This window comes from Ferruginivarius sediminum (genome assembly GCF_003344765.1).
Lineage (GTDB): Bacteria > Pseudomonadota > Alphaproteobacteria > Kiloniellales > Rhodovibrionaceae > Ferruginivarius > Ferruginivarius sediminum.
The window spans coordinates 37,357-58,802 of record NZ_QPMH01000006.1 but is presented as its reverse complement, the minus strand read 5'-3'; the positions used below and the strand labels follow the sequence as shown (position 1 = coordinate 58,802).

Genomic DNA, 21,446 nt, shown 5'->3' with positions numbered 1-21,446 from the left:
AAAGAGGTCAAGATGACCGTCGTCACGAACCCCGGAACCGCGATCTCGCGTCCGCAGCGCTGGGACCGCCCGTTCGGCCCGGACATGACGGACGCCGACGTCGAGCGCGTCCTGGCGCAGCCGATCTTCCGCGACATCGACCCGGCGCAGTTCCCGGCCTCGCTGTCGCTCGGCGACATCATCCGCAACGACGCGCGCATCCAGCGGCTGTCGGCGGGGGACGTGATCGTCCGGGAAGGCGACTACGGCAACTCGGTATTCGTGGTGCTGTCGGGGCGCGTGCGCGTCGTTCTCGACGGCACCACGGACCGCGAGCTCGGCCGGCGGACCAGCCACGACCGGCGCAACTTCTTCCAGGCGCTGCGCCAGCTCTGGGCCAACCCACGGCAGCCGGAGGTTCGAGACGTCGCCGCCTATCGCAACGGCGGCAACGTCAACGTGCGCGGGACGGCGGAGGACGCGCGGACGTTCATCGACGACCTCGACACTTTTCTCGGCCGGCACAAGACGGTTGCCATCGATGCCGGCGAGGCGTTCGGGGAAATCGCGGCCCTGGCCCGTTCGCCGCGCACGGCCACGGTGTTCGCCGAGGGCGAGACCGAGGTGGTGGAGCTTCGCTGGCAGGGGCTGCGCGACATCCGTCGCCGCGACCGCGGCTTCCGCGAGTATGTCGACGGCCTCTACCGGCAGCGCAGCCTGACCCAGCACCTCAGCGAGTCGCCGATCTTCGCCCATCTTGACGAGGCGACGCTGCAACGCATCGCCGAGCAGACGATCTTCGAGACGCACGGCACCTTCGAGTGGTTCGGCAGTTTCAAGCAGGTGAAGCAGCGCGATCCCTCCGAGGTGCTGGAGCACGAGCCGGTGATCGCCGAGGAGGGGCACTACCTGGACGGGCTGATGCTGATCCGCTCCGGCTTCGCCCGCATCACCGAGCAGCTCGACCACGGCCAGCGCACCGTCGGCTACGCCACCAAGAACGATGTCTTCGGCCTGGAAGAGGTCTTGCGCCATGTCCGCCATGGCGAGGAACTGTGCCTGCGCCGCAGCCTGCGGGCCGTTGGTTACGTCGATATCCTGCGCGTGCCGACCGCGCTGATTGAGGAATACGTGCTGCCCACCGCGCCGCCCTCGCTGCTGCCGCGCACCGAGGCGGATGGCGGCAAGGATACCATGCCGGCGTGGGCGGAGCAGTGCTCGGATCTCGATATGGAACAGTCGCTGGTCGATTTCCTGGTGGACAACCGCACGATCAACGGCACGGCCACCATGCTGATCGACACCGACCGCTGCACGTCCTGCGACGACTGCGTCCGGGCCTGCGCGGCGGCCCACAACAATAACCCGCGCTTCCGCCGGCATGGGCCGATCCACGAGAACCTTCAGGTGACCAACGCCTGCATGCACTGCGCCGATCCGGTTTGCCTGATCGGCTGCCCGACGGGTGCGATCCACCGTCACCCCTCCGGCCCCGTGGTGATCGACGACGCGACCTGTATAGGCTGCGGCACCTGCGCGAACTCGTGCCCCTACGACAACATCTCGATGGTGGAGATCCGCGACGCCGCTGGCGATTTCATCGTCGACAGCGCCACCAACCAGCCGATCGTGAAGGCCACCAAGTGCGACCTTTGCTACGAGCAGCTTGGCGGTCCGGCCTGTCAGCGCGCGTGTCCGCATGACGCGCTGATCCGCATCGACATGCGGGATCGTGAAACCCTGGCCAAGTGGGTGAACCGGAAGTGACCTTCGCCGCGCGCCGCCTTCGCAACACCTCGATCGCGCTTGCCGCCCTGGCGCTCATGGGGCTGGCGGTCTGGCTGCACCATCTGGCGCTGCGCGACACCAGCTTTCTGACAGGCTGGCTGTTGGTGGCGGCCTTCATCGTGCTGGCCGGCTACAACATGCGCAAGAAGCTGCCGTTCCTGCCGCTTGCGGACTCGGCATCCTGGCTGCAGGTCCACGTCTACCTGGGCTACCTCACCATCGCGCTGTTCCTGATGCACACGGGGGTGAAGATGCCGAACGGCGTGCTGGAAAGCGTGCTGTGGGTGCTGGTCGTGGCGCTGCTCGTCACCGGGCTGTTCGGCATCGCCATTTCCCGTCTCATCCCCGGCGCGCTGACCCAGCATGGCGAGCGTATCATCTACGAGCGCATTCCGGCGTTCCGGGCGCAACTCGCCAGCGAGGTCGCGGACCTGGCCACGAAGTCGGTTGAGCAGACGGCATCGGGGACGGTCGCCAGCTACTACACGCAGCGCCTTCAGCCATTCTTCGCCCGCCCGCGCAACTTCTGGCTCCACCTGCTGGGCTCATCGCGCCCGCGTCAGGCGATGTGCCGGGAGATCCGCTCGCTTGAGCGCTATGTGGCGAAGGAGGACCAGCAAACGCTGGACGAGATCGAGGCGCGCGTCCTGGCGAAGGACAACCTCGACTACCAGCACGCCTGGCAAAGCCTGCTGAAGGGCTGGCTGTTCCTGCACATTCCGCTGACCTACGCCGCGATCGTCGTCGCGGTCGTCCATGTCGTTCTGGCATACGCGTTCGCCTCGGCCACGTCATGATCCGTTTTTTGCAATCCTTCGATTTCCGCAAAAGCCGCTATGCGCGGCCCAACCAGACATGGGTCTGCGGGCGCGAGGCGGAGGGCGCGCCCTGCCGCCTTGGACCCGACAGCCGGGGCCGCTGCCGCGCGGCCGGCGAATGCATGCCGCGCCGCGATGGCGACGCCTGGTGCTGCACCCGGCCGCAAAGCGCCGGCGGTCCCTGTGTTGAGGGGCCGCGCCCGGACGGCACCTGCTGCCGCCAGATCCCGCGTTGCCAGCCGGTGCGCAGCGTGCGTGCCAAGCGTGGATTGGCAGCACGCTGGGCGGCGGCCGTGGCGGTCGGCGTGATGGCGCTGGCGCTGTACGGCTCGGACGCGGCGGACTGGCTATCGCCCGGCGGCCTGACGGCGCACCATGCGGAAATCGGCGACTGCGCCACCTGCCACGAGGACTTCGACGGCAGCCCGGCCGACTGGGTGCGCGCCGCCTTCAACGGCGTGCCCGACGCGCATCAGGGCGACAGCCGGCAGTGCCTGACCTGCCACGAGATGGGCGACAACGCCTTCGACCCGCACGGCGCCGACGAGCAACGGCTGGCGCAGAGCACGGAGGCGCAGCAGGCCAGCCTGGCCGCAAACGTCCGCCCCATCGGCCTGAACCTGGCGGGGCGGGCCTTGCGGGAACCTGACGAGCTTGGCGAAGGCACGGCCTGCGCAAGCTGCCACAGCGAGCATCAGGGCGCCGATGCCAGCCTGACGGAGATGTCCGACGGTCAGTGCCAGTCGTGCCACACGCTGAAGTTCGCGTCCCTGTCCAGCGGCCACCCGCCGTTCCAGTCGTATCCCTATGACCGGCGCACGGGCATCAACTTCGACCACGTGCGCCATATCCGGAAACATTTCCCGGAAACCGACGGAGCCGAAGCCCCCGAGCAGTGCGTGGACTGCCACGCCACCGACAGCGCGGGCGCGCTGATGCAGACGGCGTCCTTCGAGGAAACCTGCGCCGCCTGCCATACCGCAGATGTGCGCGGCACCAACGCGGCCGGTTCGCCCGGCATTCCGGCGATCACGGTGCCGGGCCTGGACGTCATGAGCCTGCGGGAAGCCGATGCCGCCATTGGCGCATGGCCCGAGTTGTCCGACCAGCCTTTGACGCCGTTCATGCAGGTGCTGCTGGCGAACGGCCGCGTCGAGCAAGAGCATATGGCGCGCTTCCGCCAACTGGACCCGCTGGACCTGCGTGACGCCGAGCCTGCCGACATCGAGGCGGTCGAGGCCGTCGCCTGGGGCGTCAAGGAACTGGTCTACGACCTGATAAGCGACGGGCCCGCCGCGCTGCAGCCGTCCATATCGGCCGCGCTCGGCCGAGAGGTCGCGTCGGACACGGCTGCCCGCATGCTGGCGGGCCTGCCGCTGGAAACCGTGCGCGGGGCGCAGGCTGAATGGTTCCCCGACCTGGCGCGCGAAGTCGCCATGCATCGTGCCGGCAAGGAGGTAGCGATCCCGGCTGGCGAGTTCGCTGCCGTTTCGGAAGACGACGGCGGGTCGGACACGGAGGGTGAAGCCGCCGAGGACGCCGGGCAGGCCGATATCCTCTCCGGCGACGACGACAGCGGCGGCGATCTGTCGGGCGGCGGCGAGGAAAGCGGTGGCGGCGACATTCTCTCCGGCGCGGAGGAAGAGGCCGGCGGCGACCTGCTCGGCGGGAGCGGCGACTCGGGCGACGACATCCTTGGCGGGGATGGTGGCTCGGGCGACGACATCCTCGGCGGTGACGCCGACTCCGGCGGCGACATCCTGGGCGGTGGCGAAGAGGACGCTGGCGGTGACCTGCTTGGTGGGGACAGCGGCGGTGGAATCCTTTCCGGCGAAGAGGAAGGGGATACCGGCGGGGATCTTCTGGGCGGTGACGCCGGTGGATCCGAGGACGAAGCCAAGGTCGAAGTTGCCTTGCCGGCGCCGGATCCAGAGCGGTGGAGCCGGCTGGGCGGCTGGTACCGCGACTACTTCGCGCTGCGCTATCGCCCGCGCGGTCACGCGGACCCGTTCCTGGCGACCTGGCTGGACGTGACCGGCGCCGCGCAGGGGCCGGCGGCCGACGCCGTATTCGAGGGACTAGCGGTCGACGGCGGGCCCGGCAAGTGCGTGAAGTGCCACAGCGTGGACGAGACGAAGGGCGGCACCCTGGCCGTCAACTGGACGCAACCGCGTTCATCGTCCGGCGAGCACAACTTCACCCGCTTCGCCCACGATCCGCACATCACCTCGGTGGCGACAGAGGATGGCTGCGCCACCTGCCACGCCTTCGCGCCGGAGGCGGATTACCAGGCATCCTTCGATGATCGATCAGCGGCCACCTTCGCCTCCAATTTCCAGCCCATCGGCGAGGACACCTGCACCAGTTGCCACGTCGAGTCGAAGGCCGGAAACGCCTGCACGCAATGCCACGACTACCACGTCGGCGAGGCCATGCGGGTTGAGGCCGACACGCGGCTGGACGACATGACGATGTCCGCGAAGGAGGAGTAGGCCGCGCGGGCCGCCGTAGATTCAGCCAATCGGCTCCAGGTACGCCAGGAACTGCCGCGCGCAGTTGCGCCAGGAGAAGGACAGGGCGAAATTCCGGCAGTGCTCGGAGGGGATCTCGCGGGCGGCCGCGACGGCCTTGCCCAGGTCCTCGTCCAGCACACCGATGCCGTGACCGTCGATGACGTCCAGCGGGCCCGGTACCGGGTAGGCCGCGACAGGCAGGCCGCAGGCCAGCGCTTCCAGCATCACCAGGCCGAAGGTGTCCGTCTTGCTGGGGAAGACGAAGACGTCGCCGGCGGCATAGTGGCGGGCCAGGTCCTCGCCCTGCTTCGGGCCGACGAAGGCGACGCCCGGGTACTGCCGGCGCAGTTCGTCCAGCATCGGCCCACCGCCCACGACTGCCTTGCTGCCGGGCAGGTCGAGGTCGAGGAAGGCGTGGATGTTCTTCTCCACCGCGACGCGTCCGACATAGAGGTGGATAGGGCGTGGCAGGTCCAGCGCGTCCTTGGCCTGCGGGCGGAAAAGCTGCGTGTCGACGCCGCGCGACCACATGACCAGACGCGGGATGCCGCGCTTCTCCAGTTCGTCGTGGATGGTTTTGGTGGCCACCATGATGCGCGCGGCCGGCTTGTGGAAGCGCCGAATGACGGCATAACCAAGCGCCGGCGGCAGGCGGGTGCGTGCCTGCACGTACTCGGGAAAGCGGGTGTGGAACGAGGTCGTGAATGGCAGGCCGCGCTTGCGGCAGTAACGCCTTGCGGCCCAACCCAGCGGCGCCTCGGTCGCGATATGGATCGCCTCGGGCCCGAAGTCGTCCAGCAGGCGCCGCACCCCGGCGAACGGCCAGACCGCCAGCCGGATCTCCGGGTAGGTCGGGCAGGGCACCGTCCTGAACTTTTCGGGCGAGACCACGAGCACTTCGTGCCCGTCCGCCCGCAGTTCCTCGACGATGCGCGACAGGGTGCGGACGACGCCGTTGATCTGCGGCACCCAGGCGTCGGTCACAAGCGCGATGCGCATCAGGCTGCCTCGAACATGGAGACCGCGCGTTCTTCCGCCCATTTCAGGATTTCCATCCGGCCGTCGAGATGCTCGACCAGGGCCGTGCAGCTTTCCACCCAGTCGCCGTCGTTGCAGTAGTTGATGGCGCCGATGGGACGCAGTTCCGCCTTGTGGATGTGGCCGCAGATGACGCCGTCGACATCATGGCGGCGCGCTTCCTCCGCGACGGCCTTCTCGTAGTTGTCGATGAACTGGACCGCGTTCTTCACGGTGTTCTTGAGGTAGGCGGAGAGTGACCAGTAGCCGAATCCCAGGCGCCGGCGGATCAGGTTGAAGACGTTGTTGGCCGCGATCATCAGGTTGTAGGCCCAATCTCCCAGCAGGGCCAGCCACTTGGCGTACTTGACGACGCCGTCGAACTGGTCGCCGTGAAGGACGAGGTAGCGCTTGCCGTCGAGGCCCGCGTGGACGGCCTTCTCCATCACCTCGATATCGCAGAAGTGCAGGCCGATGTAATCGCGTAGGAACTCGTCGTGGTTGCCGGGGACATAGACGACGCGGGTTCCCTTGCGCGCCTTGCGCAGAACCGCCTGCACGACGGCATTATGGCTTTCAGGCCAGTACCAGGAGCGTTTGAGGCGCCAGCCGTCGAAGATGTCGCCGACCAGGTACAAGAGCGGCGCCTCGGTCGAATTGAGGAAATCCAGCAGGAATTCCGCCTTGCACCCGCGTGTGCCCAGGTGCACATCCGATATCCAGATAGCGCGGTAACGCCGGCGAAGCGGGCCGATGGTTCCATGCATGGGCGACCGATCTCCGCTATGCGGTGGCTGCAAGTCGCCGAAACGGTACATTATGGATTTGTCGGTTGTTTGTCGCTTCAATCAAAGTCTTGTTACGCGTAAAGCGTGTGTCACCGGAGCCTAATGCCCATGTCATATTTAACGCGCTAGGAATTCGAGATGCGCGCACCCAGTCCCTTCGATCCGAAGAATTCGCCTGAAGAAGCCTCATTGCCGGTTTGCCGGGTCGCGGTGATCCACAATCCGGTGGCCGGCTGGCGGCGGCGGCGTTATCTGCGCCGGGTGATCGATGCGCTTCGCGAGCGGGGGTGCGAGGTTCGGCTGCGTCGGACCACCGCACCGGGCGATGCACACGCCTTCGCCGCGGAGGCAGAGGGCTGCGACGTTCTGGCGGTGGCCGGCGGGGACGGCACCGTGAACGAAGCGCTGAACGGTCTGGCCGGCCGCCACGTGCCGTTGTCAGTGATTCCGTTGGGTACCGCGAATGTCCTGGCACACGAACTTGGCCTGCCGCGCCGTCCCGTGGCGCTTGCCCGGGCGATCGTAGAGGGCAGGTGCGTGCCGGTGTGCATCTGGGAGAGGTGAATGGCCGCCGCTTCGCCTTGATGGTTGGCGCCGGCTTCGATGCGCATGTCGTCGCCAGTGTGGACGCCCGTGCGAAAAAGTGGCTGGGCCAGTTGGCCTATGTGATGGCGGGTTTGACCACGACCCTGCGTTTCGGACGCCCGACATACCGCGTGACGCTCGACGGCGATGTCTGGGAGGTGGCGTCCGTCGTGGTCGCGAAGGGGCACCGCTATGGTGGCGGCTTCGTCGTGGCGCCGGAAGCAAGCCTGTGGCGCCCGGACTTCCAGGTCGTGCTCTTTCGCCGCGGCGGGCCTCTGGCCTCGCTTCGCTATGGCGTTGCGCTAATGCTGGGAGATTTGCATCGTCGGTCCGACGTGGACATCGTCCCGGCGACGGATGTCCGAATCGAGGGGCCCGCCGGCGACCCTGTGCAGGGCGATGGAGACAGGCTTACCGCATTGCCGGCCAATATCCGCCTGCTGCGCGACGCGGCCGTAGTGGTGATGCCGAAAGCCTGACGCCTGACAAGGCTCGGCTTACGCCGGTTCAGCGCGTCGGGACGGGCTCGTCGCCGGAATAGTCGTAGAAGCCACGGCCCGCCTTGCGGCCGACCCAGCCGGCCTCGACGTACTTCACCAGAAGCGGACAGGGCCTGTACTTGCTGTCGGCAAGGCCGTCGTAGAGCACGTGCATGACGGCAAGGCAGGTATCCAGGCCGATGAAGTCCGCCAGCTCCAGCGGACCCATGGGGTGGTTCGCGCCAAGACGCATGGCGGTGTCGATGGAGGAAACGCTGCCCACGCCCTCGTAAAGCGTGTAGACGGCCTCGTTGATCATCGGCAGCAGGATGCGGTTGACGATGAAGGCCGGGAAATCCTCGGCGACGGCCGGTGTCTTGTTCAGCCGCATCGTCATGTCGCGCACCACCTGGAACGTCGGCTCCTCAGTGGCGATGCCGCGGATCAGCTCGACCAGCTTCATCACCGGCACCGGGTTCATGAAGTGCATGCCCATGAACCGGCCCGGCCGATCGGTGACAGAGGCCAGACGCGTAATCGAAATCGACGAGGTGTTGGTGGCGACGATGGCCTCGGGCTTCAGGTGCGGCACCAAGGTCTTGAAGATCTGACGTTTGATCTCCTCGTTCTCCGTCGCAGCCTCGATGACGATCTCGCAATCCTCGAAGATCGTGTAGTCAAGGCCGGTGGAGATCCGCTTAAGCGCGGCGTCCTTGTCGCCCGACGAGAGCTTTCCGCGCTCCACGGCGCGCTCAAGGTTCTTCCGGATCTTGGCAAGCCCGCTGTCGAGATGCTCCTGATCCACATCGCTCAGCCGCACTTCGTAGCCGGCCTGCGCCAGAACCTGCGCGATTCCGCAGCCCATCTGCCCGGCGCCGATCACGCCGACGCGCTTCACATCCTCGCTGGCCACAATGGGTCGGTCATCTTGCGTCAGAACATCCGCCATGAGCCGCTTTCGATCCCGATAAGTGTCAATGTTGACGAGCGGCCGGCAAGTGCCGGCCACTTGCGGTTGGGTCCAGGCCTATCCCTTGATCGCGTCGATTTCCTTCTCAAGCTCCGGCACCGCCTGGAACAAGTCGGCGACCAGGCCGTAGTCCGCGACCTGGAAGATCGGCGCTTCCTCGTCCTTGTTGATGGCGGCGATGACCTTGGAGTCCTTCATGCCCGCCAGGTGCTGGATCGCGCCGGAGATGCCGACGGCGATATAGAGGTCGGGAGCGACGACCTTGCCGGTCTGGCCGACTTGGTAGTCGTTCGGCACGAAGCCCGCGTCCACCGCCGCACGGCTGGCGCCGACCGCGGCGCCCAGCTTGTCGGCGACGCGCTCCAGCATCTGGAAGTTCTCGCCGCTGCCGAGGCCCCGGCCGCCGGAAATGATGACCTTGGCGCTGGTCAGCTCAGGCCGGTCGGACTGCGTCAGCTCCTGGCCGACAAAGCTGGCGAGGCCCTGGTCGGCCGGCGCCTCGATCTCCTCGATTGCCGCCGAGCCGCCCTCGGCCGGATCGTCGTCGAAGGCCGTCGCGCGCACCGTGATCAGCTTCGGGTTGTCGCTGGTGGTCACCGTCGCGAAGGCGTTGCCGGCGTAGATCGGCCGCTTGAAGGTGTCGGGCGACTCGACGCCGGAGATGTCCGAGATCTGCTGCACGTCGAGAAGTGCGGCCGCGCGCGGCATCATGTTCTTGCCGAAGGTGGAAGCCGGCGCCAGCACGTGGCTGTAGTTCTTCGCCAGCTCCGCGACAAGCGGCGCCACATTCTCCGCCAAGCCGTGGCCGAGGCTGTCGCCGTCGGCGAGGAGCACCTTGGTGCAGCCGGCCACCTTCGCCGCGTGCTCTGCCGCAGCGCGGCATCCGCTGCCGGTGACCAGGATATGAAGATCTTCGTCACCCAGCTTCTTCGCCGCGGCGATGGTGCTGAGCGCACCGGTGAAAAGCCGGGAATTGTCGTGTTCGGCGATGACCAGGACGCTCATGACCCACCTTCGATTGCCGCCTTGATACTATCCGTCGGATCCGGTCCCAGCCAGGACGGCGTCGCGTCCCCAAGGGCGTGTCACGCTCGTCTGGCCCCACCCGATTTTGTGCGCGCGCACAATAGGCAGCGGCCCGCGGCCTGTCAACGCCGACTCAGCCGCGCCAAACCCCCGCAAACCGGGCGGCTCAGCGATGCTCGCCGGGCTTCCACAGAACGTCGGCGTCGCCCTTGTCGTTGGCATGGCGCGCAAGCACGAAAAGCAGGTCGGACAGCCGGTTCACGTAGCGCAGCGCCTCCGGGTTGATCGGCTCGTTCTCGGCCAGCAGCGTGATGTCCCGCTCGGCCCTGCGGGCGACGGTGCGCGCCAGGTGCAAGTAGGCGGCCGCCGGGCTGCCGCCGGGAAGCACGAAGGTCTTGAGCGGCTTCAGGTCCGCGTTGACCCGGTCGATCTCGCCCTCCAGCCACTCGACTTGGCTGGCGACCACGCGCAGTGGCGGGAACTCCGGGTTCTCGACCTCCGGCGTGCAGAGGTCGGCGCCCACGTCGAACAGGTCGTTCTGTATGCGGGTCAAGATGGCGTCGACCTCCGCCCCCACGTGCAGCCTCGCCAGGCCGATGGTGGCGTTGGTCTCGTCCACCGTGCCATAGGCGGTGACGCGCAGGTCGTGCTTCGCCACCCGCTTGCCGGTGCCCAGCGATGTCTTGCCCTTGTCGCCGCCGCGCGTGTAGATGCGCGTCAATTGCACCATGATGTCCCGTCCCGATTGTGCCCGTTGTCGCGGTGGAGAACCGCTTTTGCGGTGCCGCCCGGCCGCCGGCGTCAGTTGCCGTTGCCGATCATGAAGGCGACTGCCAGCAGCGCCAACGCGATACCCTGGCAGATGACGCGCCAGCGCATCAGGGCGTTGCCGTATTTTCGGTTCGTCTCGCCGCCCCTGGCCATGACGATCAGGCCCGAGAACAGCACGCCAAGCGTGATCAGCATGGCGACGGCAATCAATATGCCAACCAGTGTCTGCATAGCTTCCCCATATAGCGTGCCGGGCAGGCGCTGGCCAGCACGGGATTGCGGCGGCGGTCTTGATGCCGGGCGGAATCCTGGCCACGTTGCGGGTATGGAGTCGAAGGGAGGTGCGCTATGGCCTCCGTGGAATCCAGGACAGCCGCGCGCCGCATTCTGCATCGGGAGCGGCGCGGACTGTTCCGGCTTTGGGTCGTTGCACTGGGCGTCGTCTTCGCCGCCGTGCTGCTCGCGACGCCGCTGGTCCATTCCGCGGAACTGCCGGCCGCCGCCGTCGCGGTCATTGTTCCGCCAATTGAGATCGTGCTGATTATCGCGGCCGCGTTGTGGCTGCTACGTTTGACCATGACGGCGCGCGACCGGCGCCGCGGTGGGGCACCGCGTTAAGGGCGCGCCGGGAAGCCGGGTGAAAGGGAAAGCATGAGCGAAGCGGCTGGCGTGCCGCAAGCCATCGTCGGCTACCATGTCGATGAGGAAGGCCACTGGGTCGCCGACCTCGCGTGCGGTCACGGGCAGCACGTGCGCCACAATCCGCCCTGGCAGAACCGGCCCTGGACGCAGAGCGAAGAGGGCCGGCGGCGGCATCTCGGGGAAATCCTCTACTGCCGGAAGTGCGCGGGGGAATAGCGCCACGCCGGCTGTTAAGCGGTGTCGGTTACCCGGTTTCGGATTCGGGCGCGCGCGGGCCGCCGGATACGACGCCGGTGAGAATGCGAACGACACGGCCCGCCTCGTCCGCGAAGGGGAGGAGCAACCGCTCCCAATGGATGACGGGAACGCGGCGCGGCGGGATGTGGAAGGTATAAAGCGGGCGGGGGCGCTCCATGACCTCCCGGTAGGTGGCGAGATAGAACGCGCTGCTTACCGGAAGGTAGCATTCGGAGACCCTCTTGCCGGTCATCTCGATGCCGTAGTGTTGGGCGACCACGGTCCCGCCGATGCGGTAGCGGAAGTCCGCGCCATCATCGACAGGCTCGACCAGCATCACGTGTCCCAGGGCGAACTTGAAGTCGAGCGGGTCGATCGCGCGGTAGGACGGCAGCCCGTCCGCGCAAAGATCGCTCCAATGACGGTAGAGGCGGCGCAATAATGGGGTGGACAGTTCGCCCATCGCCGCGCCGACGCGAACGCAAGGCTGCTTGCCGGTCTCATCGGCTATCGCCTTGGCGGCAGCCTGAATGGCTTCGCTTCCTGCCTGGTTCCAACATTCACGTTCAAATGTTTCCACTTATTATCTGCCCTGATGTTTTTCAGACTTCCATTCGTGTGGTCGGACTAAAGGAAAAACGATATTCTGGAAACATCCGGTTAATAAAAAACTCGATGGCTTTTATCGTCTTACTAGAAAGCGGGAGATCTAATCCTATATTTACGGATCACTTTGAAGGCGATGCTGTTTGTTCGAGGGGTCTTGCCAGATTTGGCGAAGTGACAGTGTCAACTGCCATTGGATGGGGCGCCGTCGGCGGATGGCTGCCGAACCGGCCAGACTTCGATAAGTCCGGCCGCTATGACCATCAGCCCGCCGATGGCCTCGGGCCAGCCGAACGGCTCGCGTGCGAGGAGTGCGGCCGAGACGACGCCGACCAGGACCTCCGACATTAAGAGAATGCCCACGCGGGCAGGCTCCAGCTGTTGCGTCGCCCACATCAGCATCAGGATGGAGCCGCACCACCATACGACTCCGGTGGCGACCACCCAAAGACCGGCGGTCGTGGCCTGGGCGTCGAGGGCCGGCTGCGGTGCGCCGGACAATATGATGGCGAGGACAGTCGCCGTGACAACCGCGCCGGCGCAGAACAGGAATGTGGCCTCTAGCGGCTTCATGCCGTCATCTGTGTGAACGCTGGTCGAGCCGAAGGTCCACATCACGCCGCCAATAAGGCCCAGCCATTCGCCGACATTGGCGGGGAATGGCAGTCCCGTCGGTCCGCTTAGCACCACCAACATACCGGCGAGGCCGATAACGATGGCCATGGCTCGCGGCGGTGAGATCGGCCAGCCATAGCGCAGGCGCCCCAGGATCGTGCTCCACACCGGCGTGAGGTAGAACAGCAGGATCACGACCGCCACTTTTCCGTACAGCAATCCGATGGCGTAGACCATGAACGACGCCCCGGCCAGGCCCGCGCCGAAGAGCGCGCCGGCACCGATGGGCGCATCGCCGGCGCGTGCCCGTCGGACAAGCGAAGGGAGTGCGAGCGGCGCCAGCAAAATCATCGCCACGGCAGCTGCCGCCACGGCGGACCACGCACCCTGAAGCGCCACGGCTTCCAGCCGGCGTGCCGGAATCCAGTACACGCCCCAGAAAACGCCGGTCGCGAGCGCGGCGAGGCTTGCCAGCATGTTCAACGGCATGGCGGTGTTACGTCCCCCTCCGGTCGTTCGGCCTGGCTCCAAGTCATAGCGGTGGTGCAACGAGCACGGCTTGCCTGAATCGCCGCCAATTTGAAAGCCGGAACGACTCGGCGATGCCGGCATCGCCGATTCGATGTTATAAGGCGCGCCGGACATTGGGGAGCGAAAGAGCGGGATGAGCGAACGCGGAACCTGTATCGTCACCGGCGGCTCACGCGGGATCGGTGCCGCGGTGGCGCGCGATGCGGCCAGGAACGGCTGGGCCGTCTGCGTCAACTATGTCGGCAACGCCAGGGCTGCGGAAGCGGTCGTACGGGAGATCGAATCGGCCGGCGGCACCGCCTGCGCCGTCCAGGCCGATACGGCCGACCCGGCGGCGGTTACACGGCTGTTCGATGCGGCGCGCGAGAAGCTTGGCCCGGTCAGCGCACTGGTCAACAATGCCGGCATTACCGGCCCGGTCAGCCGCCTGGATCAGGCCGAGGCTGAAACGATCCGCCGCGTCATCGACGTCAACGTCAACGGCGCGCTCTATTGCGCACGCGAAGCGGTCCGCCGCATGTCGCCGCGCTATGGCGGCGGGGGCGGGGTGATCGTCAATATCTCCAGCGGCGCCGCCACGCTGGGCAGCCCGAACGACTACGTCTGGTACGCCGCCAGCAAGGGTGCGGTGGACAGCTTGACCGTCGGCCTTGCCAAGGAGGTCGCGGGCGAGGGCATTCGCGTGAACGGCGTGGCGCCTGGCCTGACCGTCACCGATATCCACGCCGAAAGCTCGGGCGACGCCGGCCGTGTGGAAAAGCTTGCGCCGAGCGTGCCCCTGGGCCGCGCCGGAACGCCGGAAGAAGTGGCGAACGCCGTGCTCTGGCTGATGTCGGACGCGGCCAGCTATGTCACCGGCACCACCATCCGGGTGAGCGGCGGGCGTTGACGTTTCACGCCCGTCGCGCTTTCGTTGCGGTGCAATAGAGGCGGGGGAAGCACTGCACGGGTATGACGAACGCCGAAACCACGTACGCCGAGGACACGGCGCGGACAATCGACCCTGGCGACTATGACAGTCCGATCGCGGCCTATCGCGCGCTGCGCCAGGCCGGCGAACTGAAGCCGGATTCCGCGCAGGAGCTGGCGGCGGAGAAGCTGCAGTCGCTGCACCATGCCGTGCGCGGATACCAACCCGATAGCGGGCGCGGCGGCTGGAAGGCGCGGCTGGGTCTGGCACGCCGGCGGGAGGAGCCGCCGCAGGGGTTGTACATTTTCGGCGATGTCGGACGCGGCAAGTCGATGTTGATGGACATCTTCTTCGCCACCGCGCCGGTCGAGCGCAAGCGCCGCGTTCACTTCCACGCCTTCATGGCCGAAGTGCACGACCGCCTGCATGCCTGGCGCGAGCGCACGAAGGGGAAGAAGGCCGATCCGCTGCCCGAGCTGGCGCAGGAACTGGCGGCCGACGCCTGGCTTCTGTGCTTCGACGAGTTCCACGTGGTCAACGTGGCCGACGCGATGATCCTGGGCCGGCTGTTCGAGGCTTTGTTCGACAACGGCGTCGTCGTGGTGGCGACCTCCAACTTCCCGCCGGACAGGCTGTACGAGGGCGGACTGCAACGGGACCGCTTCCTGCCGTTCATCGGGCTTCTGAAAGAGCGCATGGACGTACTGGAGCTTGACGGCGGCGTGGACTACCGCCTGGCTCGCCTGAGCGACCGGCCGACGTATCATACGCCGCTGGGGCCGGCCGCGCGGAAGGCGGTCGACGAGGCCTTCGCCGGGCTGACGGACGGGGCCGAGGCGCGGCCGGACTCGCTCACCGTGAAAGGACGGCAGGTGAACGTGCCACGCGCCGCGCGTGGCGTGGCGCGCTTCGCGTTCGACGACCTTTGCCGGGCGGCGCTGGGGTCACAGGATTATCTTGCCGTCGCCACGCACTTTCATACCGTCGTGCTGGTAGACGTCCCGCGCATGGACGAATCGATGCGCAACGAGGCCCGCCGTTTCATGAACCTGATCGACGCACTGTACGAGCACCGCTGCAATCTCGTCGTCGCCGCGGAGGCGCCGCCGGAATCGCTCTATTTCGGCGAGCATGGCGGTTTCGAGTTCCAGCGCACCGTCTCGCGCCTGATGGAAATGCAGTCGCGCGACTACATCGAGCGGCCGCACCTGACATGACGATGGCGCGTTTTTCTTTCGCATCTCTGGCAGTGTACGTCCTGCTTCTGGCGGTGCCGACGACGCTGTCGGCGGACGACGGCCGCGGCACGCTGAACGTCGTCTTCGAGAACGACCGCGCGGCCAACACGGACCGCCATTTCACCCACGGCAGCTATGCTTCCTATGTGACGAAACGCGGCGGCGCGCCCGACTGGGCTGTGGCGCTTGGCGAGGCGGTGCCGGGGCGGCTCATGGACAAGGGGGTGGATCGTATCGGCTTTGTCCTGGGACAGGACATGTTCACGCCGGACGATATCGGCCGCTTCGACCTGATCGAGGGCGATCGGCCCTACGCGGGCTGGCTTTACACCGGCATGAAGCTGATCGCCGAGGAACGGGAGAACCTGCAGCGCCTGGAGCTTGACGTCGGCGTGGTGGGGCCGGCCTCGCGGGCGGACGACACGCAAGCCATCGTGCACGAGATCCTGGGTGTGCAGCGGCCGAACGGCTGGGACAATCAGCTCGACAACGAGCCTGGCGCGGTGCTGATCTACGAACGCAAGTGGCGGCGCATCGACACGCTGCCGTTGACGGATATCGAGATCGCACTGATCCCGCACGCGACGGCGGCGCTGGGCAATATCTATACCTTCGCCGCCGGCGGCGCCTCGCTGGCTATCGGGCAGGAGCTGGAGGCGAGCTGGGGACCGGCGCGGATCTTCCCCGGCCTGCGCGGCAGCGACTTCTTCGAGGCCGGCGAGCGCTTGCACTGGCAGCTCTTCATGGGCGGGCAGGTGCGGGCGGTGGCCCGCAACATCTTTCTGGACGGCAATACCTTCGCCGACAGCCACAGCGTCGACAAGGAGCCCGTAGTGGGTGATTTACAGTTCGGTGCCGAGCTTGCCTACGACCGCTATCGCCTGGCCTTCACGCAAGTCGTTAGGACGCGCGAGTTCGAGAATCAGACCGAGAACGACCTCTTCGGCGCCATCACGCTGTCCGTGCAGTTCTGAGCCGACCCGCCCTTTTCGCCTGCCAGTCCGCGAGTAAATTCGAGATTCCCGCTGGCCGCGCCGGGCTGTATTAAGCCACACTCGAAAGATGGGCGGGGCAGCGGGCAGCATGCTGAGCATCCATAACCTGACATTCCAGGGGCTGGGCCCCTTTGCCTTCGAGGTGGCCGACGGAGAGTGCGTCGCGATCCAGGGCGCTTCGGGCACGGGAAAGAGCCTTCTGCTGCGTGCCATCGCCGACCTCGATCCGAACGCCGGCGATGTTCGCCTGGACGGTGTGGCGCGGGAGGCGTTCACGGGTCCGCAATGGCGGCGCCGGGTCGGGTATCTGGCGACCGACGCCGGGTGGTGGCGGCCGCGCGTGGGCGATCATTTCGCGGACTGGTCTGCGGTCGAGGCGGATGTGGAGGCGTTCGGTCTGCCCCCGGACTGCCGTGATTGGGAGGTCGCCCGGCTGTCGACCGGCGAGCGGCAGCGTCTGGCGCTACTGCGGATGCTTGGCGGTGGACCGAAAGTGTTGCTGCTGGACGAGCCGACCTCGGCGCTTGATGAGGCGACCACGCACGCGGTGGAGGCGCGTATCGAGCGGCAGCGTGAGGCGGGTTGCCCCGTCGTCTGGGTGACTCACGACGCCGCCCAGGCCAGGCGGGTCGCGCTACGTCGCTTCACCTTGCGTGATGGGGAGTTGCAAGCGGGATGAATGGCTACATCCGCCTGGAAACGCTCGACCTTGTGCTTGCGGCGCTGCTGCTGTTCCTTAACGGCGGCTTGTCGCTGGCGTTCAGTCTGGGGCTGGAGAAGCGGCTGCTTATCGCGGGCGCGCGGATGGTGGTGCAGCTTGCCGCCGTCGGGCTGGTGCTCAAGGCACTGTTCGCGACCGTCTCGCCGTGGCTGACGGGCGGCGTGGCACTGCTGATGATCCTGTTCGCCGGGCGCGAGATCGTCGCGCGGCAAGAGCGGCCGTTCGCGGGCTGGTGGGCCTACGGACTGGGTGTCGGCTGCATGGCGACGGCGGCGGTGGCGGTCACGCTGTTCGCGCTCACCGCGCAGGTGCAGGCGGACCCTTGGTACCATCCGCGTTTTGCCCTGCCGCTGCTGGGCATGGTGCTTGGCAATACGATGACCGGCATCGCGCTTGGCATGGATACCCTGACAACCGCCATTCCCCGCGAGCGCGCCGCCGTGGAGGCACAACTGGCTCTCGGCGCCACCCGCTTCGAGGCGATGCGTCCGCTGGCCCGGAGTGCGATGCGCAGCGCCCTGATGCCGATGATCAACGCCATGGCGGCGACGGGCCTCGTGGCCTTGCCCGGCATGATGACGGGACAGATCCTCTCCGGCGTCGACCCGATCGAGGCGACGAAGTATCAGCTTCTTATCATGTTCCTGATCGTCGGCGGCACCGGACTCGGCTCGGTCTCGGCGGTCCTTGGCGGAGTCCTGCGGGCGACGGACGAGCGTCACCGCCTGCGCCCGGAAAGATTACGCAAGGTGTGATCCGCCGCTCAGCCTGGTTCGCCGTCACCGCTTGCCTCGGCTTCCCGCAGCACCCAGTCAGTGAAAGTCTCGACCTCGGGCGGGGTTTCGCTGTTGTCGGGCCGCACGACGTAATAAGCGCCCTGCGAGTGCAGCGAGGCGTCGAGCGGCCGGATGAGCGCCCCGGCGTCGAGGAAATCGTCCACCAGATGGCGCCAGCCCAGCGCCACCCCCTGTCCCGCCGTCGCCGCCTGGATCAGCAGCGTGTAGGTGTTGAACTGCAGGCCGCGCCGCCCCGGCGGCGGCTGCTCCCCCATCTCCCGGAACCAGGTGCCCCAGTCGATCCAGGAGTGATAGGCGACGTCGAGATGCAGGAGCGTCTGTTGCTTCAGTGCATCCACGTCCGACAGCTCGGGGTGCTCCGACAGGTAGCCGGGGCTGCAGACCGGGAATATCTCCTCGTCGAACAGCCGCTGGGTGCGCAGGCCCGGCCAGTTGCCGCTGCCATAGCGGATAGCCGCGTCCACGCCGTCGTGGCCCGGATCGACGTAGGGGTCGAACGCGGTGATGCGCAGCTCGATATCCGGGTATGCCGCGCGGAACTTCGGGATACGCGGCATCAGCCAGAAGGTGGCGAAGGCGATCGAGGTGGAAACGCTGATTTGTGCCGCGCTGCCTTGCTGGCGCAGGTAGCCGGCCGTCTCGGCGATGCGGTGCAGGCCGCCGCTGACCGCGGCCTGCAGGCGCTCGCCCTCGGACGTCAGGCGCATCGCCCGGTGCAGCCGGCGGAACAGCGTCACGCCCAGATCGTCCTCAAGCCCGCGCACCTTGCGGCTGACCGCCGCCTGGGTCAGGCCAAGCTCCCGCGCCGCCTGGGTGATCGACAGGTGGCGGGCCGCCGCCTCGAACGCCACGAGGGCGCCGACCGAAGGCAGGGATTTGTGCAGTCGCGACACTGCCATGTCGCTTCCTCGCATTACTCTATATCAATCGAGTGTTGAGTATTCTTGCCGTTCACAGAGTTCCAGGCATAAAGCAGATTTGACCGTGCGCGAAAGAACGATGGGGGTTCGGCGCACGGGAGATTTTGTCATGCAGGGCACCACTCACTTCACGACATCGCGTCCGCTGGACGCTTTTGCGAACGTCAAGCAGCCCACCGGCGCGGCGCAGGGCTTGCCGAACCGCTGCTATACCGACCCGGCGTTCCAGGCGGAGGAGATGGAGAGTCTCTTCGCACGGACCTGGGCGTGCATCGGCACCGCCGCTTCGCTGCCGCGCAACGGCTATGCCCGGCCCGTGGATTTCCTGGGCGTGCCGCTGTTGATGGTGCGCGACCACGGCGGCGCGGTGCGCGTCTATCACAACGTGTGCAGCCATCGCGGCGTGAAGCTGGTGACGGAGCCGCAGCGGGTGAAGGGCCGCCTGCGCTGCCCGTACCATTCCTTCTGCTATGAGTTGAACAGCGGCGCGCTCTGCGCCACCCCGCATTTCGGCGGCCACAACATCGACCGCGTGGACGGCTTCGATCCGGCGCGCCACGGGCTGCGCCCGGTCCGCACGGCCGTGTGGGCCGACCTCGTCTTCGTCAACCTCGCCGGCAACGCGCCGGCGTTCGAGGATCACGTGGCACCCCTGGCCAGGCGCTGGAGCGCCTATGACCTTGGCTTGATCCGCCATGGCGGCGACATCGGCGCGTCGATGGACTTCGACGTGCGCACCAACTGGAAGCTGGCGGTCGAGAACTACTGCGAAAGCTATCATCTGCCCTGGGTGCACCCGGGGCTGAACAGCTATTCGAAGCTGGGCGACCACTACACCATTATCGGCGGCGATCTCTATGCCGGGCAGGGCGTATCCAACTACGCGCCCGCCGACGACGCGCCGCTGCCGAAGTTCCCCGGACTCGACGCGGCGCAGGAGAAGGGGGCGGAGTACGTGGCGCTGTTCCCGAACGTTCTGCTGGGCATCCAGTCCGACCACTTCTTCTCGATCTGGCTGGAGCCGCTGGGCGTCGAGCGCACGGTGGAGCACCTGAATATCTACTACGTCGGCGAGGAGGCGGTGTCGGAGGCCTATGCCGACAGCCGGCGCAAGACGCTGGAGCGCTGGAAGGAGGTGTTCGTGGAGGACGTTGATGTGGTGCAGCGCATGCAGCAGGGTCGCGCGTCGCCCGCGTTCGACGGCGGGCTGTTCTCGCCGGTGATGGACACCGGCAACCACGCCTTCCACCTGTGGGTCGCGCGGGCGCTCACCGAGGGCATCCTGGACGGCCCGCCCGATGTGGAGATCGTGGCGGCGGAATAGCGCAAAAGGGGGAGTGGGTGCGCGTCCGTACGCGTATCCCTCCCTCGCGCCCTTGCCCCCTTGCGGATTTCAAGTTACGAAAACGCGGTAATTGTGCAGTGCGGCGGATCGGGCTCGTTTCCCGCGTTCCGGCCGCCGCGCCAGGGCAACCGCAAGCGACCCCGCGTCGCATATCCTCCAAGGGGGCTTTTCATGGCACGCAAGAAGATCGCGCTGATCGGCGCCGGGCAGATCGGCGGCACGTTGGCGCTGCTCTCCGGCCTCAAGCATCTGGGCGACGTGGTCCTGTTCGACATCGCCGAGGGCATTCCGCAGGGCAAGGCGCTCGACATCGCCGAGGCCGCGCCGGTCGAGGGCTTTGATGCGAAGCTGGCCGGGACCAACGACTACAAGGACATCGCCGGTGCCGACGTCGTCATCGTCACCGCCGGCGTCCCGCGCAAGCCGGGCATGAGCCGCGACGATCTGGTGGAGACCAACGCCAAGGTCATGCATCAGGTCGGCGAGGGCATCAAGCAGTACTGCCCGGACGCCTTCGTGATCTGCATCACCAACCCGCTGGACGCGATGGTGCTGGTCCTGCAACAAGCCTCTGGCCTGCCCCCTCACAAGGTCTGCGGCATGGCCGGCGTGCTGGACAGCGCCCGTTTCCGCCACTTCCTGGCCGAGGAGATGAACGTCTCGGTCAAGGACGTGAACGCCTTCGTGCTGGGCGGCCACGGCGACACCATGGTGCCGGTCACGCGCTATTCCACCGTCGCCGGTATCCCGCTGCCGGACCTGGTGGAGATGGGCTGGATCACGCAGGAGCGCGTGGACGCCATCGTCGAGCGCACCCGCAAGGGCGGCGGCGAGATCGTCGGCCTGCTGAAGACCGGCTCGGCCTTCTACGCGCCGGCAAGCTCGGCCATCTCGATGGCCGAGAGCTATCTTCTGGACAGGAAGCGGGTGCTGCCGGCCGCGGCGCACCTTACCGGCCAGTACGGCGTCAACGACATGTATGTCGGCGTGCCGGTGGTGATCGGCGAGAACGGCATCGAGCGGATCGTCGAACTGAAGTTCACGGACGACGAACAGCAGATGTTCAACCATTCGGTGGACGCGGTGCGCGAGCTCGTCGACGCCTGCAAGAAGCTGGGGGCGCTGTAGGACTTGGCCGGATGGGCCGGGGCGCGG

23 protein-coding genes are annotated in these 21,446 nt (G+C 66.9%); 14 read left to right on the top strand and 9 right to left on the bottom strand.

Going from position 1 to position 21,446, the window contains the following annotated elements:
* Positions 1–12 precede the first annotated feature (12 nt).
* From DRB17_RS08320 to DRB17_RS08310, 3 genes are read left to right on the top strand one after another with little or no spacing between them, the layout of a single operon-like run.
* Positions 13–1,746: a cyclic nucleotide-binding domain-containing protein gene (locus DRB17_RS08320; protein ID WP_114581744.1), complete on the top strand. Its 1,734-nt coding sequence runs from the start codon at positions 13–15 to the stop codon at positions 1,744–1,746.
* On the top strand, positions 1,728–2,564 hold the full coding sequence (locus DRB17_RS08315; RefSeq protein WP_147274851.1) for a hypothetical protein: 837 nt from the start codon (positions 1,728–1,730) through the stop codon (positions 2,562–2,564). Before DRB17_RS08320 ends, DRB17_RS08315 begins: the two co-directional genes overlap by 19 nt.
* Entirely contained in the window at positions 2,561–5,077 is a 2,517-nt protein-coding gene (locus tag DRB17_RS08310; RefSeq protein WP_114581742.1) for a cytochrome c3 family protein, read from the top strand. The genes DRB17_RS08315 and DRB17_RS08310 overlap by 4 nt, the downstream gene beginning before the upstream one ends.
* A 21-nt stretch (positions 5,078–5,098) precedes the next feature.
* Here DRB17_RS08310 and DRB17_RS08305 read toward each other — a convergent pair whose 3' ends face one another.
* Together DRB17_RS08305 and DRB17_RS08300 are read right to left on the bottom strand one after the other, a co-directional pair.
* A complete protein-coding gene (locus DRB17_RS08305) occupies positions 5,099–6,097 on the bottom strand; it encodes a glycosyltransferase family 4 protein (RefSeq protein WP_114581741.1) in 999 nt (332 codons plus the stop codon).
* The gene (locus DRB17_RS08300; protein WP_114581740.1) at positions 6,097–6,882 is read right to left on the bottom strand and encodes a UDP-2,3-diacylglucosamine diphosphatase; all 786 of its coding nucleotides are present in this window, start codon (positions 6,880–6,882) and stop codon (positions 6,097–6,099) included. Before DRB17_RS08300 ends, DRB17_RS08305 begins: the two co-directional genes overlap by 1 nt.
* 159 nt (positions 6,883–7,041) lie before the next feature.
* On the opposite strand from DRB17_RS08300, the gene DRB17_RS08295 reads away from it, so the two are divergent.
* Positions 7,042–7,467: a diacylglycerol/lipid kinase family protein gene (locus DRB17_RS08295; RefSeq protein WP_114581739.1), complete on the top strand. Its 426-nt coding sequence runs from the start codon at positions 7,042–7,044 to the stop codon at positions 7,465–7,467.
* Complete coding sequence (locus DRB17_RS08290; RefSeq protein WP_147274850.1) at positions 7,437–7,967, top strand: diacylglycerol/lipid kinase family protein; 531 nt, start codon at positions 7,437–7,439, stop codon at positions 7,965–7,967. Before DRB17_RS08295 ends, DRB17_RS08290 begins: the two co-directional genes overlap by 31 nt.
* Before the next feature lie 28 nt (positions 7,968–7,995).
* On the opposite strand, the gene DRB17_RS08285 is transcribed toward DRB17_RS08290, so the two are convergent.
* The 4 genes from DRB17_RS08285 to DRB17_RS08270 form a co-directional block, all read right to left on the bottom strand.
* A complete protein-coding gene (locus DRB17_RS08285; protein WP_114581737.1) occupies positions 7,996–8,916 on the bottom strand; it encodes a 3-hydroxybutyryl-CoA dehydrogenase in 921 nt (306 codons plus the stop codon).
* Between the two features lie 78 nt (positions 8,917–8,994).
* Positions 8,995–9,942, bottom strand: coding sequence for an electron transfer flavoprotein subunit alpha/FixB family protein (locus DRB17_RS08280; protein WP_114581736.1), 948 nt, complete (start codon positions 9,940–9,942; stop codon positions 8,995–8,997).
* Between the two features lie 187 nt (positions 9,943–10,129).
* A complete protein-coding gene (locus DRB17_RS08275; RefSeq protein ID WP_114581735.1) occupies positions 10,130–10,693 on the bottom strand; it encodes a cob(I)yrinic acid a,c-diamide adenosyltransferase in 564 nt (187 codons plus the stop codon).
* 71 nt (positions 10,694–10,764) lie between these two features.
* Positions 10,765–10,965: a twin transmembrane helix small protein gene (locus DRB17_RS08270; protein WP_114581734.1), complete on the bottom strand. Its 201-nt coding sequence runs from the start codon at positions 10,963–10,965 to the stop codon at positions 10,765–10,767.
* Positions 10,966–11,082: 117 nt separating this feature from the next.
* On the opposite strand from DRB17_RS08270, the gene DRB17_RS08265 reads away from it, so the two are divergent.
* Positions 11,083–11,352 carry a hypothetical protein gene (locus tag DRB17_RS08265; protein ID WP_114581733.1) on the top strand — a complete coding sequence of 90 codons (270 nt, stop codon included), beginning with the start codon at positions 11,083–11,085 and terminating at the stop codon, positions 11,350–11,352.
* 33 nt (positions 11,353–11,385) lie between these two features.
* Positions 11,386–11,592, top strand: a complete 207-nt coding sequence (locus DRB17_RS08260; protein WP_206607823.1) for a DUF3565 domain-containing protein — start codon at positions 11,386–11,388, stop codon at positions 11,590–11,592.
* Positions 11,593–11,620: 28 nt separating this feature from the next.
* On the opposite strand, the gene DRB17_RS08255 is transcribed toward DRB17_RS08260, so the two are convergent.
* The gene (locus tag DRB17_RS08255; RefSeq protein ID WP_114581732.1) at positions 11,621–12,193 is read right to left on the bottom strand and encodes a PAS domain-containing protein; all 573 of its coding nucleotides are present in this window, start codon (positions 12,191–12,193) and stop codon (positions 11,621–11,623) included.
* 209 nt (positions 12,194–12,402) lie between these two features.
* Entirely contained in the window at positions 12,403–13,527 is a 1,125-nt protein-coding gene (locus tag DRB17_RS08250; RefSeq protein ID WP_147274849.1) for a DMT family transporter, read from the bottom strand.
* Here DRB17_RS08250 and DRB17_RS08245 point away from each other — a divergent pair.
* The 5 genes from DRB17_RS08245 (at position 13,499) to DRB17_RS08225 (ending at position 17,984) form a co-directional block, all read left to right on the top strand.
* A complete protein-coding gene (locus DRB17_RS08245; protein WP_114581730.1) occupies positions 13,499–14,254 on the top strand; it encodes a glucose 1-dehydrogenase in 756 nt (251 codons plus the stop codon). The two genes, DRB17_RS08250 and DRB17_RS08245, sit on opposite strands and share 29 nt — an antisense overlap.
* Before the next feature lie 62 nt (positions 14,255–14,316).
* Complete coding sequence (gene zapE, locus DRB17_RS08240) at positions 14,317–15,492, top strand: cell division protein ZapE (RefSeq protein ID WP_114581729.1); 1,176 nt, start codon at positions 14,317–14,319, stop codon at positions 15,490–15,492.
* A 2-nt stretch (positions 15,493–15,494) separates the two neighbouring features.
* Positions 15,495–16,487: a lipid A deacylase LpxR family protein gene (locus DRB17_RS08235; protein ID WP_114581886.1), complete on the top strand. Its 993-nt coding sequence runs from the start codon at positions 15,495–15,497 to the stop codon at positions 16,485–16,487.
* Positions 16,488–16,596: 109 nt separating this feature from the next.
* On the top strand, positions 16,597–17,187 hold the full coding sequence (locus DRB17_RS08230; RefSeq protein ID WP_114581885.1) for an ABC transporter ATP-binding protein: 591 nt from the start codon (positions 16,597–16,599) through the stop codon (positions 17,185–17,187).
* Positions 17,184–17,984: an ABC transporter permease gene (locus tag DRB17_RS08225; RefSeq protein WP_114581728.1), complete on the top strand. Its 801-nt coding sequence runs from the start codon at positions 17,184–17,186 to the stop codon at positions 17,982–17,984. Before DRB17_RS08230 ends, DRB17_RS08225 begins: the two co-directional genes overlap by 4 nt.
* A gap of 8 nt (positions 17,985–17,992) precedes the next feature.
* Here the strand turns inward: DRB17_RS08225 and gcvA are convergent, their stop codons facing one another.
* Positions 17,993–18,925 carry a transcriptional regulator GcvA gene (gcvA, locus tag DRB17_RS08220; protein ID WP_161958743.1) on the bottom strand — a complete coding sequence of 311 codons (933 nt, stop codon included), beginning with the start codon at positions 18,923–18,925 and terminating at the stop codon, positions 17,993–17,995.
* A 130-nt stretch (positions 18,926–19,055) separates the two neighbouring features.
* On the opposite strand from gcvA, the gene DRB17_RS08215 reads away from it, so the two are divergent.
* Positions 19,056–20,270 carry an aromatic ring-hydroxylating oxygenase subunit alpha gene (locus DRB17_RS08215; protein ID WP_114581726.1) on the top strand — a complete coding sequence of 405 codons (1,215 nt, stop codon included), beginning with the start codon at positions 19,056–19,058 and terminating at the stop codon, positions 20,268–20,270.
* A gap of 192 nt (positions 20,271–20,462) precedes the next feature.
* Entirely contained in the window at positions 20,463–21,419 is a 957-nt protein-coding gene (mdh, locus tag DRB17_RS08210; protein ID WP_114581725.1) for a malate dehydrogenase, read from the top strand.
* Positions 21,420–21,446: the final 27 nt, after the last annotated feature.

What these genes read in the sequence shown, in the direction of transcription:
- DRB17_RS08320 (WP_114581744.1), top strand. Translation starts at nt 13, where the DNA reads ATGACCGTCGTCACGAACCCCGGAACCGCGATCTCGCGTCCGCAGCGC.
- DRB17_RS08310 (WP_114581742.1), top strand. Translation starts at nt 2,561, where the DNA reads ATGATCCGTTTTTTGCAATCCTTCGATTTCCGCAAAAGCCGCTATGCG.
- DRB17_RS08305 (WP_114581741.1), bottom strand. Translation starts at nt 6,097, where the DNA reads ATGCGCATCGCGCTTGTGACCGACGCCTGGGTGCCGCAGATCAACGGC.
- DRB17_RS08300 (WP_114581740.1), bottom strand. Translation starts at nt 6,882, where the DNA reads ATGCATGGAACCATCGGCCCGCTTCGCCGGCGTTACCGCGCTATCTGG.
- DRB17_RS08295 (WP_114581739.1), top strand. Translation starts at nt 7,042, where the DNA reads ATGCGCGCACCCAGTCCCTTCGATCCGAAGAATTCGCCTGAAGAAGCC.
- DRB17_RS08285 (WP_114581737.1), bottom strand. Translation starts at nt 8,916, where the DNA reads ATGGCGGATGTTCTGACGCAAGATGACCGACCCATTGTGGCCAGCGAG.
- DRB17_RS08280 (WP_114581736.1), bottom strand. Translation starts at nt 9,942, where the DNA reads ATGAGCGTCCTGGTCATCGCCGAACACGACAATTCCCGGCTTTTCACC.
- DRB17_RS08275 (WP_114581735.1), bottom strand. Translation starts at nt 10,693, where the DNA reads ATGGTGCAATTGACGCGCATCTACACGCGCGGCGGCGACAAGGGCAAG.
- DRB17_RS08270 (WP_114581734.1), bottom strand. Translation starts at nt 10,965, where the DNA reads ATGCAGACACTGGTTGGCATATTGATTGCCGTCGCCATGCTGATCACG.
- DRB17_RS08265 (WP_114581733.1), top strand. Translation starts at nt 11,083, where the DNA reads ATGGCCTCCGTGGAATCCAGGACAGCCGCGCGCCGCATTCTGCATCGG.
- DRB17_RS08260 (WP_206607823.1), top strand. Translation starts at nt 11,386, where the DNA reads ATGAGCGAAGCGGCTGGCGTGCCGCAAGCCATCGTCGGCTACCATGTC.
- DRB17_RS08245 (WP_114581730.1), top strand. Translation starts at nt 13,499, where the DNA reads ATGAGCGAACGCGGAACCTGTATCGTCACCGGCGGCTCACGCGGGATC.
- zapE (WP_114581729.1), top strand. Translation starts at nt 14,317, where the DNA reads ATGACGAACGCCGAAACCACGTACGCCGAGGACACGGCGCGGACAATC.
- DRB17_RS08235 (WP_114581886.1), top strand. Translation starts at nt 15,495, where the DNA reads ATGGCGCGTTTTTCTTTCGCATCTCTGGCAGTGTACGTCCTGCTTCTG.
- DRB17_RS08230 (WP_114581885.1), top strand. Translation starts at nt 16,597, where the DNA reads ATGCTGAGCATCCATAACCTGACATTCCAGGGGCTGGGCCCCTTTGCC.
- DRB17_RS08225 (WP_114581728.1), top strand. Translation starts at nt 17,184, where the DNA reads ATGAATGGCTACATCCGCCTGGAAACGCTCGACCTTGTGCTTGCGGCG.
- gcvA (WP_161958743.1), bottom strand. Translation starts at nt 18,925, where the DNA reads ATGGCAGTGTCGCGACTGCACAAATCCCTGCCTTCGGTCGGCGCCCTC.
- DRB17_RS08215 (WP_114581726.1), top strand. Translation starts at nt 19,056, where the DNA reads ATGCAGGGCACCACTCACTTCACGACATCGCGTCCGCTGGACGCTTTT.
- mdh (WP_114581725.1), top strand. Translation starts at nt 20,463, where the DNA reads ATGGCACGCAAGAAGATCGCGCTGATCGGCGCCGGGCAGATCGGCGGC.